The organism is Streptomyces sp. S.PB5 (assembly GCF_030403745.1).
Lineage (GTDB): Bacteria > Actinomycetota > Actinomycetes > Streptomycetales > Streptomycetaceae > Streptomyces.
The window spans coordinates 48,063-65,911 of record NZ_JAQMWP010000014.1; the positions used below are offsets into that span (position 1 = coordinate 48,063).

General features: G+C 68.8%; 14 protein-coding genes. 9 read left to right on the top strand and 5 right to left on the bottom strand.

Annotated elements, in window-relative coordinates:
• Positions 1–20: 20 nt before the first annotated feature.
• Positions 21–1,583 carry a hypothetical protein gene (locus PH203_RS32275; protein ID WP_289924471.1) on the bottom strand — a complete coding sequence of 521 codons (1,563 nt, stop codon included), beginning with the start codon at positions 1,581–1,583 and terminating at the stop codon, positions 21–23.
• A 128-nt stretch (positions 1,584–1,711) separates the two neighbouring features.
• Here PH203_RS32275 and PH203_RS32280 point away from each other — a divergent pair, with 128 nt between their 5' ends.
• Positions 1,712–2,017 carry a hypothetical protein gene (locus PH203_RS32280; RefSeq protein ID WP_289924472.1) on the top strand — a complete coding sequence of 102 codons (306 nt, stop codon included), beginning with the start codon at positions 1,712–1,714 and terminating at the stop codon, positions 2,015–2,017.
• Here the strand turns inward: PH203_RS32280 and PH203_RS32285 are convergent.
• From PH203_RS32285 to PH203_RS32300, 4 genes are read right to left on the bottom strand one after another with little or no spacing between them, the layout of a single operon-like run.
• Positions 1,998–2,768, bottom strand: a complete 771-nt coding sequence (locus tag PH203_RS32285; protein ID WP_289924473.1) for a succinate dehydrogenase/fumarate reductase iron-sulfur subunit — start codon at positions 2,766–2,768, stop codon at positions 1,998–2,000. The two genes, PH203_RS32280 and PH203_RS32285, sit on opposite strands and share 20 nt — an antisense overlap.
• Positions 2,765–4,708, bottom strand: coding sequence for a fumarate reductase/succinate dehydrogenase flavoprotein subunit (locus PH203_RS32290; RefSeq protein WP_289924474.1), 1,944 nt, complete (start codon positions 4,706–4,708; stop codon positions 2,765–2,767). Before PH203_RS32290 ends, PH203_RS32285 begins: the two co-directional genes overlap by 4 nt.
• A gap of 19 nt (positions 4,709–4,727) precedes the next feature.
• The gene (locus tag PH203_RS32295; RefSeq protein ID WP_289924475.1) at positions 4,728–5,549 is read right to left on the bottom strand and encodes a hypothetical protein; all 822 of its coding nucleotides are present in this window, start codon (positions 5,547–5,549) and stop codon (positions 4,728–4,730) included.
• Between the two features lie 31 nt (positions 5,550–5,580).
• A complete protein-coding gene (locus PH203_RS32300) occupies positions 5,581–5,871 on the bottom strand; it encodes a hypothetical protein (RefSeq protein WP_289924477.1) in 291 nt (96 codons plus the stop codon).
• Between the two features lie 285 nt (positions 5,872–6,156).
• On the opposite strand from PH203_RS32300, the gene PH203_RS32305 reads away from it, so the two are divergent.
• From PH203_RS32305 to PH203_RS32340, 8 genes are all read left to right on the top strand, one after another.
• Positions 6,157–8,376, top strand: a complete 2,220-nt coding sequence (locus tag PH203_RS32305; RefSeq protein WP_289924478.1) for an ABC transporter family substrate-binding protein — start codon at positions 6,157–6,159, stop codon at positions 8,374–8,376.
• Between the two features lie 142 nt (positions 8,377–8,518).
• A complete protein-coding gene (locus PH203_RS32310) occupies positions 8,519–9,202 on the top strand; it encodes a hypothetical protein (protein WP_289924479.1) in 684 nt (227 codons plus the stop codon).
• Positions 9,203–9,420: 218 nt separating this feature from the next.
• Complete coding sequence (gene typA / locus PH203_RS32315; protein WP_289924480.1) at positions 9,421–11,328, top strand: translational GTPase TypA; 1,908 nt, start codon at positions 9,421–9,423, stop codon at positions 11,326–11,328.
• Between the two features lie 580 nt (positions 11,329–11,908).
• Positions 11,909–13,537 carry an ABC transporter substrate-binding protein gene (locus PH203_RS32320; RefSeq protein WP_289924483.1) on the top strand — a complete coding sequence of 543 codons (1,629 nt, stop codon included), beginning with the start codon at positions 11,909–11,911 and terminating at the stop codon, positions 13,535–13,537.
• Between the two features lie 154 nt (positions 13,538–13,691).
• Positions 13,692–14,624, top strand: coding sequence for an ABC transporter permease (locus PH203_RS32325; RefSeq protein ID WP_289924485.1), 933 nt, complete (start codon positions 13,692–13,694; stop codon positions 14,622–14,624).
• Complete coding sequence (locus tag PH203_RS32330; RefSeq protein ID WP_289924487.1) at positions 14,617–15,567, top strand: ABC transporter permease; 951 nt, start codon at positions 14,617–14,619, stop codon at positions 15,565–15,567. The genes PH203_RS32325 and PH203_RS32330 overlap by 8 nt, the downstream gene beginning before the upstream one ends.
• An 11-nt stretch (positions 15,568–15,578) precedes the next feature.
• Positions 15,579–16,634, top strand: coding sequence for an ABC transporter ATP-binding protein (locus tag PH203_RS32335; protein WP_289924489.1), 1,056 nt, complete (start codon positions 15,579–15,581; stop codon positions 16,632–16,634).
• Positions 16,627–17,775, top strand: coding sequence for a dipeptide ABC transporter ATP-binding protein (locus tag PH203_RS32340; protein WP_289924490.1), 1,149 nt, complete (start codon positions 16,627–16,629; stop codon positions 17,773–17,775). Before PH203_RS32335 ends, PH203_RS32340 begins: the two co-directional genes overlap by 8 nt.
• The last annotated feature ends 74 nt before the right edge of the window (positions 17,776–17,849 follow it).

Consider the following 17,849-nt stretch of genomic DNA (forward strand, 5'->3'; position numbering starts at 1 on the left):
CGACGGCGGCCGCGCCCCGGTCAGAGCCGTGCCCGGCGTTCCCGGGTGCGGGGGCCGCCGAAGCTCCCCGGTGCCTCGCCGTCCCGCAGGACTCCGCCCACGATCGCCCCGGCCACCCCGCTCTCGTGCGCGGCCGCCCCCTCGACGGGATTGCCGTGCACCCGTACGTCCTGCTCGGCCAGGTCACGGGCCTCCCCGGCGTACGCGTCGGCGGCCAACGGGTCCTCCACGAGCAGCCGTTCCGCCTCCGCCAGCCGCGTGCGGGCGGCCGCGCCCACCGCGCCCCGGTGGGTCGCCACGAAGTCGCCCGCCCCGGCGACGGCGCTGCGGGCCACGAGCAGGGCGGCGGCACCCAGCACCCCGGTCGTCGGATCAGCCGTCAGAGGCGCGGCCGACCGCGCGATCCGGCGCAGCCCGTCGAGAGGGTCGTAAGGCCCGGTGGTCCGTGCGTCCCGTACGGCGGCCAGGGCGCCGTCGGAATGCAGGATCCGGGCCCAGAGCTCGCCGCTGGGGATCTCGGCGGGGGCCTCCGTCAGGGTCGCCAGCCGCTCCCGTGCGCCCGCGATCGCCGCCTCCGCTCCGGTCAGGGCCGCCGGTGTCAGGGCGTCGGCGGCGGCCAGCTCCGTGGTGAGGCGCTCGATGCCGTCCAGGAACACCGCGGCCTGGGGTATGGCGCTCTCGGCGGTGCGCAGATGGGCGGCGGCGAGGTCGGGGTCCCGGCGGTCGGCGGCCTGGCGGGAGTGGTTGAGGCGGAGGGTGGCGAGCACCAGACGGTCCTTGGCCTGTTCGGCATGGCCGGTGACGGCGGCGGTGGCCGAGGGGGCGTAGCGGCGGCGGAGTCCGGCCAGGAGCGACTCGACGGACGCGGTCCGGGCGGCCAGGGCCCGGAAGCGGTCCTCGGCGATCTTGAGGGCCTCGTCCGCGTCTCGCTCCAGGGCCCGCAGCTGGTCGAAGCCGGCCGCCTCCGCGTCCAGTCGGCGCCCGGCCTCCTCGCACCGGCCGACGATCCCGGCGAGTGCGTGCTGCCGGGCGGCGGGCTCCTGCGGTATGCCGTCGTCGTACTGCTGCCGTATCCGGAAGGCGGCGGTCAGTTCGGCCTCGGCGTCCCGGACGGCCCGTGCGTAGGGGGCCACGGGGGTCGCGCCGAACCGTGCCTCGGCGAAGCCGAGTTCCTCACGGCTGGTGCGGACGCAGTCGTCGGCGGTGACGAGCAGTGCGCGGGCCTGCCGGTCGAGTTCGTCGGTGGAGGGGGTCCACGGTCCGACGAGGGCCGTGGCGGGAGTGGTCCGGGTTCGGGCGCGCCGCGTCCGCCGCACATACGCGTACCCCCCGATCACCCCCGCGGCCCCCACCGCGAGGAGAGGCAGGACGAGGTCGGCGCCCGAGGAGTCGTCCTCCTGCACCGCCGCCTTCTCCACGGCCCCCGCCCGGGCCTCCACGACCACGGCCCCGCCGTCGTGCGTCATCCCCGGCAGCACCAGCCACGCCACCCCGGCCAGCCCGCCCAGCAGCGTGTGCGCCACCCGCACGGATATGTGCGGGGTCGCGCGCCGCGGCCGGCTCCTGATCGAGGATGACGTCACATTTCGGAGCGTATGAGCAGGAATGCGGCGGCGCGACCGGGGTGGAGCAGGGGGCGGAATCCCTTTACGGAATCCATGCGTGCCCCTGCCGAGTACGACCTGGTACGCGTCCTGGACCTGGTGCGACGATGATCGACGTGCACGAGACATTGATGGTGGTGGCCGTCGTGGTGCTGACGGCCGGGGCGGTGATCGGTCTCGCCGCGGTCATCGACGGCTGGATGATCCCGGGGCGGGGGCGGGACAAGGTGCTGCGGCCCCGGATGTGGGGGTACGGCACGCTGGTCGGTCAGGCCGGGATCGGCACGTTCCTCTTCCTCGGACCGCTCGACGAATCGCGCCACCCGGCCTTCTTCCCGTATGCGCTGGCCGGCATGGCCGTGTTCGCGCTGGGGCTCTATGTGCAGCGACTGGCTATGAGGTCCGCCTCCTGATCTTCGACCCCAGCCACACCAGCGGGTCGTACTTGCGGTCGACCGCACGTTCCTTCAGCGGGATCAGCGCATTGTCCGTGATCTTGATGCCCTCGGGGCAGACCTCCGTGCAGCACTTGGTGATGTTGCAGTAGCCGAGGCCGTGCTCGTCCTGGGCGGTGGCCTTGCGGTCGAGGCCGGTGTCGGCGGCCGCGTCCAGCGGGTGCATGTCCAGCTCCGCCACCCGCATCAGGAAGCGCGGGCCCGCGAACGCCGGTTTGTTCTCCTCGTGGTCACGGACGACATGGCAGGTGTCCTGGCACAGGAAGCACTCGATGCACTTGCGGAACTCCTGCGAGCGGTCCACGTCCTCCTGCATCATCCGGTACTCACCGGGGCCCAGCTCCGCCGGCGGTACGAACGCCGGGACCTCGCGCGCCTTCTCGTAGTTGAAGCCGACGTCCGTCACCAGGTCGCGGACGACCGGGAAGGCGCGCAGCGGGGTGACGGTGATCGTCTCCTCCCGCGTGAAGACCGACATACGGGTCATGCACATCAGCCGGGGCCGCCCGTTGATCTCCGCCGAGCACGAACCGCACTTGCCCGCCTTGCAGTTCCAGCGGACGGCGAGATCGGGGGCCTGGGTGGCCTGGAGGCGGTGGATGATGTCGAGGACCACCTCGCCGTCGTTCACCTCGACCGCGAAGTCCTCCAGACCGCCGCCCTGCACATCGCCGCGCCACACCTTGAAGCGGGCCTCGTAGCTGCTCACTCGTAGAGCTCCTCTTCGGCGAGGTACTTGACCAGCTCCTCCTTCTCGAAGAGGGCGAGCAGATCGGAGCGGATGGGGTCGGTGGTCTCGCGGATCAGGTCGATCTGGCCGCGGACCGGGTCCGTGGCCGCCAACCCGCCCGTCGGGTCGGCCAGTCGGCACAGCAGGTTGATGTTGCGCCACTTGCGGTCCATCGCCGGGTGGTCCTCGCGGGTGTGACCGCCCCGGGACTCGGTGCGCTCCAGCGCCGCCCGTGCCACGCACTCGCTGACCAGCAGCATGTTCCGCAGGTCCAGGGCGAGATGCCAGCCCGGGTTGAACTGGCGGTGGCCCTCGACCCCGGCCCGCCGTGCCCGTACACGCAGATCGGCGAGTTTCTCCAGGGCCTGCTTCATCTCCGGCTCGCGGCGGATGATGCCGACGAGGTCGTTCATGGCCTGCTGGAGTTCCTGGTGGAGGGTGTACGGGTTCTCCGGCGGGCGTCCGTCGTCCTCGCCCGGCGCCGGACCCTCCGCGGAGAACGGGCGCAGGGCCTCGGCGGCGGCCATGTCGAGCTGGACGTCGTCCACGGCGGGGCGCTCGAAGGCGAGGGAGGCCGCGTGCTCGGCCGCGTGCAGGCCCGCCCTGCGGCCGAACACCAGGAGGTCGGACAGGGAGTTGCCGCCGAGACGGTTCGAGCCGTGCATGCCGCCCGCGACCTCGCCGGCCGCGTACAGACCGGGTACGCCGCGTGCGGCCGCCGTGTCCGACTCGACCGCGATGCCGCCCATCACGTAGTGACAGGTGGGCCCGACCTCCATCGCCTCCGCGGTGATGTCGACGTCCGCCAGCTCCTTGAACTGGTGGTACATGGAGGGCAGCCGGCGCCTGATGACCTCCGCCGGCATCCGGGTCGACACGTCCAGGAAGACACCGCCGTGCGGGGAGCCGCGGCCCGCCTTCACCTCGGAGTTGATGGCCCTGGCCACCTCGTCACGCGGCAACAGCTCGGGGGGACGCCGGTTGTTGTCCGGGTCCTCGTACCAGCGGTCGCCCTCCTCCTCCGACTCGGCGTACTTCTCCTTGAAGACGTCGGGGACGTAGTCGAACATGAACCGCTTGCCCTCGGAGTTGCGCAGCACCCCGCCGTCACCGCGGACGGACTCCGTGACGAGGATGCCCTTCACCGACGGCGGCCAGACCATGCCCGTCGGATGGAACTGCACGAACTCCATGTTCAGCAGGGGCGCGCCCGCGAGCAGCGCCAGTGCGTGGCCGTCGCCCGTGTACTCCCACGAGTTCGACGTCACCTTGAAGGACTTGCCGATGCCGCCGGTCGCGATGACCACGGAGGGGGCTTCGAGGACGAAGAAACGGCCGGATTCGCGTTCGTACGCGAAGACGCCGCTGACGCGGGAGCCGTCTTTCAACACCCGTGTGACCGTGCACTCCTGGAAGACCTTCAGACGGGACTCGTAGTCGCCGGTCTCCTTCATGTCCTGCTGCTGCAGCGACACGATCTTCTGCTGGAGCGTGCGGATGAGTTCCAGGCCCGTGCGGTCTCCGACGTGGGCGAGGCGGGGGTACTCGTGGCCGCCGAAGTTGCGCTGGGAGATCCGGCCGTCCTTGGTGCGGTCGAACAGCGCGCCCCAGGTCTCCAGCTCCCAGACCCGGTCCGGGGCTTCCTGGGCGTGCAGTTCGGCCATCCGCCACTGGTTGAGGAACTTGCCGCCGCGCATGGTGTCGCGGAAGTGGACCTGCCAGTTGTCGTGCTCGTTGGCGTTGGCCATCGCCGCCGCGATGCCGCCCTCGGCCATGACGGTGTGCGCCTTGCCGAAGAGGGACTTGCAGATGACGGCCGTACGGGCGCCTCGTTCGCGGGCCTCGATGGCGGCGCGGAGGCCGGCGCCGCCGGCGCCGACCACGACGACGTCCCATTCCTGCCGGTCGACCACGGACATCAGAAGCCCCTCCTTTCTGTCAGAAGATGGTCGGATCGTCGAAGACACCGGATGCGACGAGATAGACGTAGAAGTCGGCGAGTGCCACGCTCACCAACGACGCCCAGGCCAGCAGCATGTGACGGGCATTCAGCTTCCCGACGAACTGCCAGGCCTTGTAGCGCACGGGGTGCTTGGAGAAGTGCTTGAGCTTGCCGCCCACGATGTGCCGGCAGGAGTGGCAGGACAGGGTGTACGCCCAGATCAGCACGATGTTGACCAGGAACACCAGGGTGCCGAGGCCCATGTGGCCCCACTCGTAGTGCTCGTCGCGGAAGGCGAGCACGGTGTCGTAGGTCAGGATCCCGGCGACGACGATCGCGGCGTAGAAGAAGTACCGGTGCAGGTTCTGCAGGACCAGCGGGAAGCGGGTCTCGCCGGAGTACTTCTTGTGCGGCTCGGCGACCGCGCAGGCCGGCGGCGACGCCCAGAAGCCGCGGTAGTAGGCCTTGCGGTAGTAGTAGCAGGTCAGACGGAAGCCGAGCGGGAAGATCAGGATGATGATCGCGGGGGAGATGCCCCACCAGCCGCCGAAGATCTCCCAGTTGGGGCCGTTGCGCATGGGCTCGCAGCGTTCCGCCAGACACGGCGAGTAGAACGGCGAGACATACGGCGCCGCGTAGTAGTCGGTGTCGGCGAACGCCCGCCACGTCGAATAGACGATGAACGCGAGCAGCCCGGCGGCGGTGGCGGCGGGCGCCAGCCACCAGCGGTCGGTCCGCAAGTGCGGGGCGTCGATCGCGGCGCGCGTACCGGTGCGTACGCCGCCGCTGTTCAGATGTGGTTCCGTACCAGTGGCCAACTTATGACTCCGGTCGGGGTTGAAGGAGGGCTCAGTGGCCGGGCCCGTGGTGGGCGCCGAGTCCCTCGTCGTCCGAGTCCGTCCACAGACTGCTGTCGTACGGGGTGTCGGGGATCGAGACCAGGTCGGAGCGCTTGGCTTTCGCGAGCGCCGGATCGGCCTCCTTGAGCAGGGCGAGGCTTTCGCGGAGACGGTCGGCGTCCACCCGGACGCGGCGCATCTCCAGACCACCGCTGCCCAACTGCTGTTCCAGTCGTTTCACATACCGGATCAGTTCGTCGAGCGAGCGCTGTGCCGATGCCAGTTCGTCGTACACGGACATGACGTGACCTCACTTAGGGCGGCAACACGTTCATGTGCGCCTGCGAGTGTTGCGCGTCACACCGGCCGCTGTGAAGGCACGTGCACGGATTGGCGGATCGTGAGCCTCCGTGCGCGCCCCCTGTACGCCCGCGATTGCGCCGCACGGGTGGGCTTCCGGCCGCTCCTCGCCGTGTCGCCACCGTCCGCCGAACCCTTTCCTCTTCAGTGGCCGCATACATCTGATCAGCTCCATATACCGCCAAACGTGATCCAAACCGGCGGCGTAACCCCGGAGGTATGCGGCATGTCCCACGACGACGTCGGACTGCGCGCGGTCATGCGCTCGGTCGCCTTCCTCACCGCGGGGGCGCTCGCGGTGTCCATGCTCGCCGGGTGCAGTTCGAAGCATCCGGCGGGCAGACCGCTCGCCGACCAGGACATCGCCGCCGCCGACCGTTCCCTGGTCGCGGACGGCGGCACCCTGCACTGGGCGGTGGACTCCGTGCCGGAGACGCTGAACACCTTCCAGGCCGACGCCGACGCCACCACCAGCCGGGTCGCCCAGGCCGTACTGCCCTCCATGTACCGGCTCGACGCGAACGGGCGGCCGCAGGTCAACCCCGACTACCTGGAGAAGGCCGAGGTCGTCGAGACCGAGCCCAAGCAGGTCGTGCTGTACAAGCTGAACCAGCAGGCGGTGTGGAGCGACGGCCGGGAGATCGGCGCCGCCGACTTCGCCGCGCAGTGGCGGGCCCTGTCCGGCAAGGACACCGCGTACTGGACGGCCCGCAACGCCGGGTACGACCGCATCGAGAAGATCCAGCGCGGCGCCGACGACCTGGAGGTCAAGGTCACCTTCGAGCGGCCGTACGCCGACTGGAAGTCGCTGTTCTCGCCGCTGTACCCGAAGGACGTCATGGGAACCCCGGACTCCTTCAATGACAGCGCGCGCAAGAAGCTCAAGATCACCGCAGGTCCCTTCGCGGTCAAGAAGGTCGACCGCAAGGACGACGAGGTCACCCTCGCCCGCAACCCGCGCTGGTGGGGCCGTCCCGCCAAGCTCGACGAGATCGTGCTGCGCGCCGTGCCGCGCGACAAGCGGGCCACCGAACTGGCCGCGGGCAAGCTGGACCTGGCCGAGATCGACCCCGAGTCGGTCAAGCGGATCACCGTCGCCGCCAAGGCCGGCCGCCGCAGCGCCACCCCGCTGATGGGCCCCGGCAGCGACCTCGACGCCGCCGACTCGCTGCGCTCCTGGGCCGTCGCCAACGGCTCCGACGAGGAGGCCGCGGAGGAGGAGACGACCGCGCGCGAGAAGCAGCAGAAGGCGATCACCGAGTACGGCCGTCAGCAGCAGGCCCTGCGCGGTTTCGAGGTGCGCCGCTCCCTGGAACCCGCCTACACCCAGCTCGCCCTCAACGGCGCCGACGGCCCCCTCGCCGACGAGCGGGTCCGCCGAGCCGTGGCCCGGGCGCTGGACCGGGAGGCGCTCGCCGACGTCGTCCTCACCCCGCTCGGTCTGCCCGCCGTGCCGGTCGGCAGCCACCTCGCGCTGTCCGGCCAGGCCGCGTACGCCGACAACAGCGGTGCGCTCGGCGGGCGGGACCCTGAGGAGGCGCAGGCGCTGCTCGCGGACGCCGGGTGGGTGAAGGGGGGCCCGATCACGGAGAAGAAGAAGGGAGAGAAGGGGGAGAAGGCCGCGGGCGCCGAGGGCAGGAAGGCCGAGGACGAGTCCGAGGGCGGCGACGACGGTACGTACATCGTCGGCGAGGACGACAAGGCGCCGCGCGAGGCCGACCGGGAGAAGAAGAAGGACCCCAAGGGCAGTGGCGAGGGGGCCAAGCACCTCGCACAGGACGGCCAGCAGTACGCGAACAAGCTGAAGCAGGGCGGGGCGCCGGGGGCGTACGCGCCGCGCGGCACGGCCGCTCCGGCCGGGGCGGCGGCGGGGGCGCTGGCCAAGGACGGCAAGGCGCTGACCCTCCGCTTCGTGCTCCCCTCGGGTCCGGGCTCGCAGACGCTGCGTACGGTCGCCGACCGGATCTCGGGGATGCTGCGCAAGGTCGGCATCCGTACCGAGATCTCCAAGGTCGACGACGAGAGCTACTTCAAGGACCACATCGCTTCCGGCCAGTACGACCTCGCCCTGTACTCCTGGCCGACGTCGGCCTTCCCCGCGACGGACGCCCGCCCGATCTTCGCGAAGCCGGTCCCGGCGGCCGACGGCTCCCTGAACGTCGAGCAGAACTACACGAGGGTCGGCACCGACCAGGTCGACCAGCTCTTCGAGCAGGCCATGGCCACGCTCGACGAGAACGAGAGCCGGGGCCTGATCCGCAAGGCCGACTCCCGCATCTGGGCCGCGGCCGGCTCCATCCCCCTCTACCAGCGCCCCCAGCTGACCGCCGCGAAGAAGAACGTGGCCAACGCCGGTGCCTTCGGTTTCCAGACACCGGTGTACGAGGACATGGGGTTCCTGAAGAAGGGCGCGAAGGCGTCGGCGAGCCCGGCTTCCGGCGACTGACCCGGCCCTCCGCCCGACGACTGGTTCCGTTCCGTTACGGACGGCGGTTCCCGCACCCGCCCCGCACCCGCATCATGGATTCGATCAAGGATCATGGCGCGGGCGCGGGGCGTTCGCGCGACGGGGGAAAGGAAGCCGGCGTATGCGCGGCAAGGCACGACGTACCTGGACGGCGGGACTGGCCACGGTGGCACTGGCGGCGGGCCTGGCGGCCTGCACCGGCAGCAGCGGTGACGGGGGCAAGGACGGCAGCGGCGACAAGACGAGCGCCAAGCCCGTGGCCAAGGCGTGCGCGAACGGCACGTTCACCTGGTTCGACGTCGAGAAGTCGGACAGGCTGACCGGGGTCTCCGACCTGCATCCGCTGCCCGAGGGCGTCACGATGACGAGCCACATGGAGCGGGTGTACACCCCGCGTGCCTCGGTGAAGACCCAAGGTCCGGCCCTGTCCCCGGCGGAGGTTCTCTTCTCGCTGGGCAAGAAGATCGGCGAGATCGACTCCGACGCCCCCACCCTGGCGGCCGCCGGCGGAGACACGTGGGCCTTCACCGACGTGAACGGCAAGGCCCCGTCCCTGGACAGCGGCATCGTGGGGGGCGACAACGCCGGGGACTTCGTGACGTACGCCGGAGTCCGCGAGGTGACGGCGGACTTCCAGTACTCCTGCCCGGACGGCACGGCCACCACAGGACAGGCGCGGCAGTGGACCGTCGACATCGGCGGCGTCCTGTCCTGTGACGAGGCCGTCGATACCGACGACCTCGCCCGCCAGGCCGCCCGGCGGTCCTGCGAGGCGGGGGCGGTCGCAACTCGGGACGCCGCCTAGGCCGTACTCGCAAAACCGCATGTCACGTGCGGGGCGGACCGCCCGCCCCACGCCGCCCGCGCCGCCGCCCCGGGCCATCCCCGCGCAGCCCGGCGCGCCCTTGCCCGAAAGGCCCCGTACCATGGGGTGAGGCCGTGGCATGTACAGCCCGGCAGGGTCCGCGTAACACAGACGTACGCGCAGGCCTCTTCCACACCACTCCGGGAGTACGCCGCACTATGGCCACGCGCCACGACATCCGCAATGTCGCCATCGTCGCCCACGTCGACCACGGCAAGACCACCATCGTCGACGGCATGCTGAAGCAGGCCGGCGCCTTCGCCGCGCACCAGCTCGAAGGCGTCGACGACCGCATGATGGACTCGAACGACCTGGAGCGTGAGAAGGGCATCACGATCCTGGCGAAGAACACGGCGGTGAAGTACCACCCGAAGGACGGGGGGGACGTCATCACCATCAACATCATCGACACCCCCGGTCACGCCGACTTCGGTGGCGAGGTCGAGCGCGGGCTGTCCATGGTCGACGGCGTCGTGCTGCTCGTCGACGCCTCCGAGGGCCCGCTGCCGCAGACCCGCTTCGTGCTGCGCAAGGCGCTCCAGCAGCGGCTGCCCGTCATCCTCTGCATCAACAAGACGGACCGTCCGGACTCCCGGATCGACGAGGTCGTCAACGAGACCTACGACCTTTTCCTCGACCTGGACGCGGACGAGGAGCAGATCGAGTTCCCGATCGTCTACGCCTGCGGCCGTGACGGCATCGCCTCGCTGACCAAGCCGGAGAACGGGACCGTCCCCGCCGACTCCAACAGCCTGGAGCCGTTCTTCTCGACGATCCTCCAGCACATCCCGGCGCCGACGTACGAAGAGGACGCCCCGCTCCAGGCCCACGTCACCAACCTGGACGCCGACAACTTCCTCGGCCGTATCGCGCTGCTCCGCGTCGAGCAGGGCGAGCTGCGCAAGGGCCAGACCGTCACGTGGATCAAGCGCGACGGCTCCATGTCCAACGTCCGCATCACCGAGCTGCTGATGACCGAGGCGCTCACCCGCAAGCCCGCCGAGGTGGCCGGCCCCGGTGACATCTGTGCCGTCGCCGGTATCTCGGACATCATGATCGGCGAGACCCTCGCGGACCCGGAGAACCCGATCCCGCTGCCGCTGATCACGGTCGACGAGCCCGCGATCTCCATGACCATCGGCACCAACACCTCGCCGCTGGTCGGCCGGGGCGGCACCGGCAAGGGCGCCGACAACAAGGCGGCCGTCAAGGACCGCAAGGTCACCGCCCGTCAGGTCAAGGACCGTCTGGACCGCGAGCTGATCGGTAACGTCTCGCTGCGCGTCATCGACACCGAGCGTCCCGACGCCTGGGAGGTCCAGGGCCGTGGTGAGCTCGCGCTCGCCATCCTGGTCGAGCAGATGCGCCGCGAGGGCTTCGAGCTGACCATCGGCAAGCCCCAGGTCGTCACCAAGGAGGTCGACGGCAAGACGTACGAGCCGGTCGAGCGCATGACGATCGACGTCCCCGAGGAGCACATGGGCGCGGTCACGCAGCTCATGGGCGTCCGCAAGGGCCGGATGGACAACATGTCCAACCACGGTTCGGGCTGGGTGCGCATGGAGTTCGTGGTGCCCTCGCGTGGTCTCATCGGCTTCCGGACCGAGTTCCTGACGCAGACCCGCGGCACCGGTATCGGTCACTCCATCCACGAGGGCTTCGAGCCCTGGTTCGGCACCCTGCAGACCCGTAACAACGGCTCACTGGTCGCCGACCGCGCCGGTGCCGTCACCGCGTTCGCGATGACCAACCTCCAGGAGCGCGGTGTGCTGTTCACCGAGCCCGGTACCGAGGTGTACGAGGGCATGATCGTCGGCGAGAACTCGCGCTCCGACGACATGGACGTGAACATCACCAAGGAGAAGAAGCTCACGAACATGCGGTCGTCGTCGGCCGACTCGTTCGAGGCGATCGTCCCGCCGCGCAAGCTCTCCCTGGAGCAGTCGCTGGAGTTCTGCCGCGACGACGAGTGCGTGGAGGTCACCCCGGAGGCGGTCCGCATCCGCAAGGTGAACCTGGACGCCCGTGAGCGCGCCCGCGCCGCGAGCCGCGCCAAGCACGGCTGACCCATTGCCGTGAGGTGAGACACCGGGCACCCCGCTCCGCCGCGGGGTGCCCGGTGCCGTCGTAGGGCCATGGGGGCGGGCGGGGCGGGACGGGGCTGGGCGACCGAGGGTAATCCCTCTGATCTGCCCCTCGTTTGCCAGGATTTGAAGGCGACGGCCGTGGGACACGTTCCGTTCGCACTAACCTGCTACCGGAAATGGCGTACCGAACGGCTCTGCCCCGGTGGCTGGGTCATGCGCAAGTCATTTTTCACCCCTGATCCGTCCGGATTCCGGACACTCAATGCCGATAGATGTGTAACAAGTCCGTTTCGCAGGGATCTTTCGGCAAAGGGTTTGTCCGGATTTTGGAAGAAGTATGCGGCAGGTGTGATCGAACCGAGACCTTGAGGGTGTGGTTCGGCCATGGCGCATGGCAGATAGTTAGGCGCGTAGAGCTCGGTTGTGCAGGACATGTGTGCTGCATGGGCCGGCTCGCGTGCGTGGGGGCATCTCACTTACTCCGGTACCGGTCACGGTGACTGATGTGTGACGTGTGCTCCCTTTTGCGGTGAACCAATGGACTCATGAGGAGGAACCCATGCGCGGTGCCAAGAGCGCCAAGTGGGTCGCGATAGCCGCGGTTGTGGCGCTGGGCGCGACCGCCTGTGGTGGTGGCAACGACGACAGCAGCAGTGGCGACAAGGCTGCGATCGACCCGAACGGCACGTTCTCGATCGAGGTCGGCGAGCCGCAGAACCCGCTGCAGCCGGCGAACACCATGGAGTCCAACGGCAGCATCGTGACGCGAGCGCTGTTCACCGGGCTGGTGGACTACGACTCGAGCGGCAAGATCGAGATGATGAACGCCCAGTCGGTGGACTCCACCGACAACAAGACGTTCACCGTCAAGCTGAAGCCGGGCTGGAAGTTCCACGACGGCACCCCGGTGACCGCCGAGTCCTACGTCAAGGCGTGGAACTGGGCCGCCCAGCCGAAGAACAAGCAGACCAACAGCTTCTGGTTCTCGGACATCGAGGGCTACGCCGACGTCGCGCCCGAGAAGGGCGACCCGAAGGCGACGGAGATGAAGGGTCTGAAGGTCGTCGACGACAGCACCTTCACCATCACCCTCACCACCCCGATCCCGTACTTCGTGTACAAGCTCGGCTACGAGGTCTTCTCGCCGCTGCCCGAGTCCTTCTACAAGGACCCGGCCGCCGCGGGTGAGAAGCCGGTCGGCAACGGTCCCTACAAGTTCGTCAGCTGGGACCACAAGAAGCAGATCAAGGTCGTCCGCAACGACGACTACCAGGGCTCCAACAAGGCGAAGAACGGCGGTGTGATCTTCAAGAACTACACCAGCCTCGAGACCGCCTACCAGGACCTGAAGTCCAACAACGTCGACGTCCTGCGCCAGATCGCGCCCAAGGACCTGCCCGTCTACAAGCAGGACCTCGGCGACCGTGCCGTCGACCAGGCCTACTCCGCGATCCAGACGATCGCCCCGGCCCGCTACACCAAGCAGTGGAAGGACATCGACCCCAAGGTCCTGCAGGGCCTGTCGATGGCGATCGACCGCAACACCATCACCAAGACGGTGCTGCAGGGCACGCGTGAGCCCGCCACCGGCTGGGTCGCCAAGGGCGTCCTCGGTTACCAGGCCGACCTGGGCACCGACATCTTCAAGTACGACCCGACCAAGGCGAAGGCGCTCATCAAGGAGGGCGGCGGCGTTCCCGGCAACTCCGTCACCATCCAGTACAACGCCGACGGCGGTCACAAGGACTGGGTCGAGGCGGTCTGCAACTCGATCACCAACGCCACCGGTGTGAAGTGCTCCGGCGACTCGAAGGCCGACTTCCAGGCCGACCTGAACGCCCGGGACAACCAGGAAGTCAAGTCGATCTACCGCTCCGGCTGGGTGCTCGACTACCCCTTCAACGCCAACTTCCTGCGCGACCTGTTCGGCACCAAGTCGTCCGGCAACCAGAGCGGCTTCTCCAACAAGGAGGTCGACACGCTGATCGAGCAGGCCGACGCCGCCAAGACGCTGGAGGAGTCGGAGAAGCTGTACCAGGACCTCGAGAAGAAGCTCCCGGACTACATGCCGAGCATCCCGCTCTGGTACTACAAGGTCAACGCGGGCTTCTCCGAGAACGTCACCGGCGTCCAGTACGCCCAGGACGGCGACCCGATCCTGACCGGTGTTCAGGTCAAGAAGAAGTAATCGCTGGTAGCCCGCGAACGCGGGTGCGGTACCGAGACACGGACCGCACCCGAGGCGGACGGCAGCGGCCGGGGGGCCCTTTCCACGCGCATGTTCAGGTAATGCGCGGGGGGAGGGCCCCGTGGGCTGCCGCCGGAACTGACATGGAGGCACGATGGGGCGCTACGTCGCACGACGACTGCTCCAGATGATCCCGGTGTTCATCGGGACAACTCTGCTGATCTTTCTCATGGTCTACGCCCTGCCCGGTGACCCCGTGCGCGGGCTCTTCGGCGACAAGGCGGGCAGCCCGCAGGTCATCGCGCAGCTGAGACATGAGTACGGCCTGGACCAGCCGATCCTGGTGCAGTACTGGAATTACATGAAGGACATGATCCTGCATGGTGACTTCGGCACCCAGGTGGCCAGCAACCGTCCCGTCACGGAGGTGCTCGGCGACGCGTTCCCGGTGACGCTGCGACTGGCCGGTCTGGCCTTCGCCTTCGAGGCGGTGCTCGGCCTGGCGCTCGGCGTCGTCAGCGGTCTGCGGGCCGGCCGGATCACCGACAACTCGATCCTGGTTCTGACGCTGCTGCTGATCTCGGTCCCCGTCTTCGTGCTCGGCTTCATCCTCCAGATGGTCTTCGCCGACCAGCTCGGTTGGGTGGCGCCCAGCGTCAACGACGACACCGATCTCACTCAGTTCATCCTGCCCGCGGTCGTTCTGGGCACGGCCTCACTGGCCTATGTCACCCGGCTCACCAGAACCTCGATCGCCGAGAACCTGCGCGCCGACTACATCCGCACGGCCATCGCCAAGGGTCTCCCGCGGCGCCGTGTGGTCGGCGTCCACCTGCTGCGCAACTCGCTGATCCCGGTGGTCACCTTCCTGGGCACCGACCTCGGTGCGCTGATGGGCGGCGCCGTCGTCACCGAGCGCATCTTCAACATCCATGGCGTGGGCGGCACCATCGCCGAGTCCATCACCCGGCGCGAGGGCACGACCCTGGTCGGTCTGGTGACCATCCTGGTCCTCGTCTACCTCCTCGCCAGCCTTCTTGTCGACCTGCTCTACGCGGTCCTGGACCCGAGGATTCGCTATGCCTGACGTGACCAAGACCGCAACCAAGGACGTCAGCACCGAGCCGACGGACGCGGCCGCCCCCATACCGGCCGACGCCTCGAAGCCGGAGAAGACGCGCAGTCTGTGGGGCGACGCCTGGGCGGATCTGCGGCGCAGCTGGATCTTCATCGTCTCCAGCCTGCTGATCCTGTTCCTGCTGTTCGTCACCTTCTTCCCCGGCTGGTTCACCGGCGCCAACCCGATCAGCGGCGACCTGGCGAAGCACTACATCCAGAAGCCGAAGCTCGGCGACATCGGCTCGGCCGACTGGCTGGGCTACGACGCCCAGGGCCGCAGCGTGTACGCGCGCCTCATCTACGGCACCCGGGCCTCGGTGGCCGTCGGCTTCGGCACCACCATCGCGGTCACCATCGTGGGCGGCCTGATAGGCATGCTCGCCGGCTACTTCGGCGGCGTCCTGGACTCGATCCTGTCCCGCCTGACGGACGTGTTCTTCGGCATCCCGTTCCTGCTCGGCACGATGGTCGTGCTGAACTCCTTCACCGACCGCACCACCTGGGTGGTCATCGGCGCCCTCGCCTTCTTCGGCTGGACCCAGATCGCCCGCGTCATGCGCGGCGCGGTCATCACCACCAAGCAGGCGGACTACGTGCACGCGGCCAAGGCGCTCGGCGCGAGCACGACCCGCATCATGTTCCGGCACATCCTGCCGAACACCCTCGCCCCGGTGATCGTCGTCGCGACCATCTCGCTCGGTGTCTACATCGGCGCCGAGGCCACGCTGTCCTACCTGGGCCTCGGCCTGGAAGGCGTCTCGTGGGGCAACGACATCTCCGACGGCGGCAACTCGATCCGCGTAGCCAAGTGGATCATGCTCTACCCGTCGATCATGCTCAGCATCACGGTGCTGGCGTTCATCATGCTCGGTGAGGCCGTACGCAACGCCCTCGACCCGAAGATGCGCTGAGGGAGGCGTACGTGACGATCATCGAAGAAGTTTCCGTGCCCTCGCCGCGCGACGGCGGGGACGACGGCGGGCCGCTGCTCGAAGTACGCGACCTGCACGTCGAGTTCAAGACCCGCGAGGGCCTGGTCAAGGCCGTCAACGGCGTCAACTACAGCGTGAGCGCCGGTGAGACGCTCGCCGTGCTGGGTGAGTCCGGCTCCGGCAAGTCCGTGACCGCGCAGGCGATCATGGGCATCCTCGACATGCCGCCGGCGACGATCCCGCAGGGCGAGATCCTCTTCCGCGGCCAGGACATGCTGAAGATGTCCGGCGAGGAGCGCCGCAAGATCCGCGGCCGCCGTATCGCCATGATCTTCCAGGACGCCCTGTCCTCGCTGAACCCGGTGCTCAGCGTCGGATACCAGCTCGGTGAGATGTTCCGCGTCCACCAGGGCCTGTCCAAGAAGGAAGCCAAGGCCAAGGCCATCGAGCTGATGGACCAGGTCAAGATCCCGGCCGCCAGGGCCCGGGTCAACGACTTCCCGCACCAGTTCTCCGGCGGTATGCGCCAGCGCATCATGATCGCCATGGCGCTGGCCCTGGAGCCGGACCTGATCATCGCCGACGAGCCCACCACGGCTCTCGACGTGACGGTCCAGGCCCAGGTCATGGATCTGCTCGCGGAGTTGCAGCGCGAGTACAACATGGGCCTCATCCTCATCACCCACGACCTCGGCGTGGTCGCCGACGTCGCGGACAAGATCGCGGTGATGTACGCGGGCCGGATCGTGGAGCGGGCCCCGGTCCGCGAGCTGTACAAGCGCCCCGCGCACCCCTACACCCGGGGTCTGCTGGACTCGATCCCGCGCCTGGACCAGAAGGGCCAGGAGCTCTACGCGATCAAGGGTCTGCCGCCCAACCTGCTGCACATCCCCACCGGTTGCGCCTTCAACCCGCGCTGCCCGAAGGCCCAGGACATCTGCCGCACCGAGGTCCCGGATCTGCTGGGGGTCACCGAGCAGGACGGCACCGAGCTGGTCGGCCGCGCCTCGGCGTGCCACTTCTGGAAGGAGACGATCCATGGCTGAGCTCAGCAAGAACGACGAGCCGCAGGACGCCACGCCGAACGTCTCCGACGTCGAGGTCGTGGACGCCGCGTCCGAGTCGGAGGCGGTCGCCGCGATCGAGGCCCCCGTGGAGCGCGGTGAGCCGATTCTCCAGGTGCGCAACCTGCAGAAGCACTTCCCGCTCACCCAGGGCATCCTGTTCAAGCGGCAGATCGGCGCGGTCAAGGCCGTCGACGGGGTCTCCTTCGACCTGTACCAGGGCGAGACCCTGGGCATCGTGGGCGAGTCCGGCTGCGGCAAGTCCACGGTCGCCAAGCTCCTGATGAACCTGGAGCGGGCGACGGCCGGCGAGATCTTCTACAAGGGCCAGGACATCACCAAGCTGTCCGGGCGCGCGCTGAAGGCGGTCCGCCGCAACATCCAGATGGTGTTCCAGGACCCGTACACCTCCCTGAACCCCCGGATGACGGTCGGCGACATCATCGGTGAGCCCTTCGACATCCACCCCGAGGTGGCGCCGAAGGGGGACCGTCGGGGGCGCGTCCAGGAGCTCCTGGACGTGGTGGGCCTGAACCCCGAGTACATCAACCGCTACCCGCACCAGTTCTCGGGCGGTCAGCGTCAGCGCATCGGCATCGCCCGCGGCCTGGCCCTGAACCCCGAGATCATCATCTGCGACGAGCCGGTCTCGGCCCTGGACGTCTCCGTCCAGGCCCAGGTCGTCAACCTGATGGAGCGCCTGCAGGACGAGTTCAACCTCTCCTACATCTTCATCGCGCACGACCTGTCGATCGTCCGGCACATCTCGGACCGCGTCGGCGTCATGTACCTGGGCCGGATGGCCGAGATCGGCACCGACGAGCAGATCTACGACCACCCGACGCACCCCTACACCCAGGCGCTGCTGTCGGCCGTCCCGGTCCCGGACCCGGACGCCCGCGACAACCGTGAGCGCATCATCCTGACCGGTGACGTCCCGTCCCCGGCCAACCCGCCCTCCGGCTGCCGCTTCCGCACCCGCTGCTGGAAGGCCCAGGACAAGTGCGCGGAGGAGACCCCCCTCCTCGCGGTCCCGGAGCGCTTCCAGGGCCAGGACACCCCGGCGGCCCACGAGTCGGCCTGCCACTTCGCCGAGGAGAAGGACGTCGTCCACGCGGCGTGACCCTTGCTTTGTGCGACACGATTCCCGGCATCCCATGAGGATGCCGGGAATCGGCGTTTTCGAAGAGTTCGAAG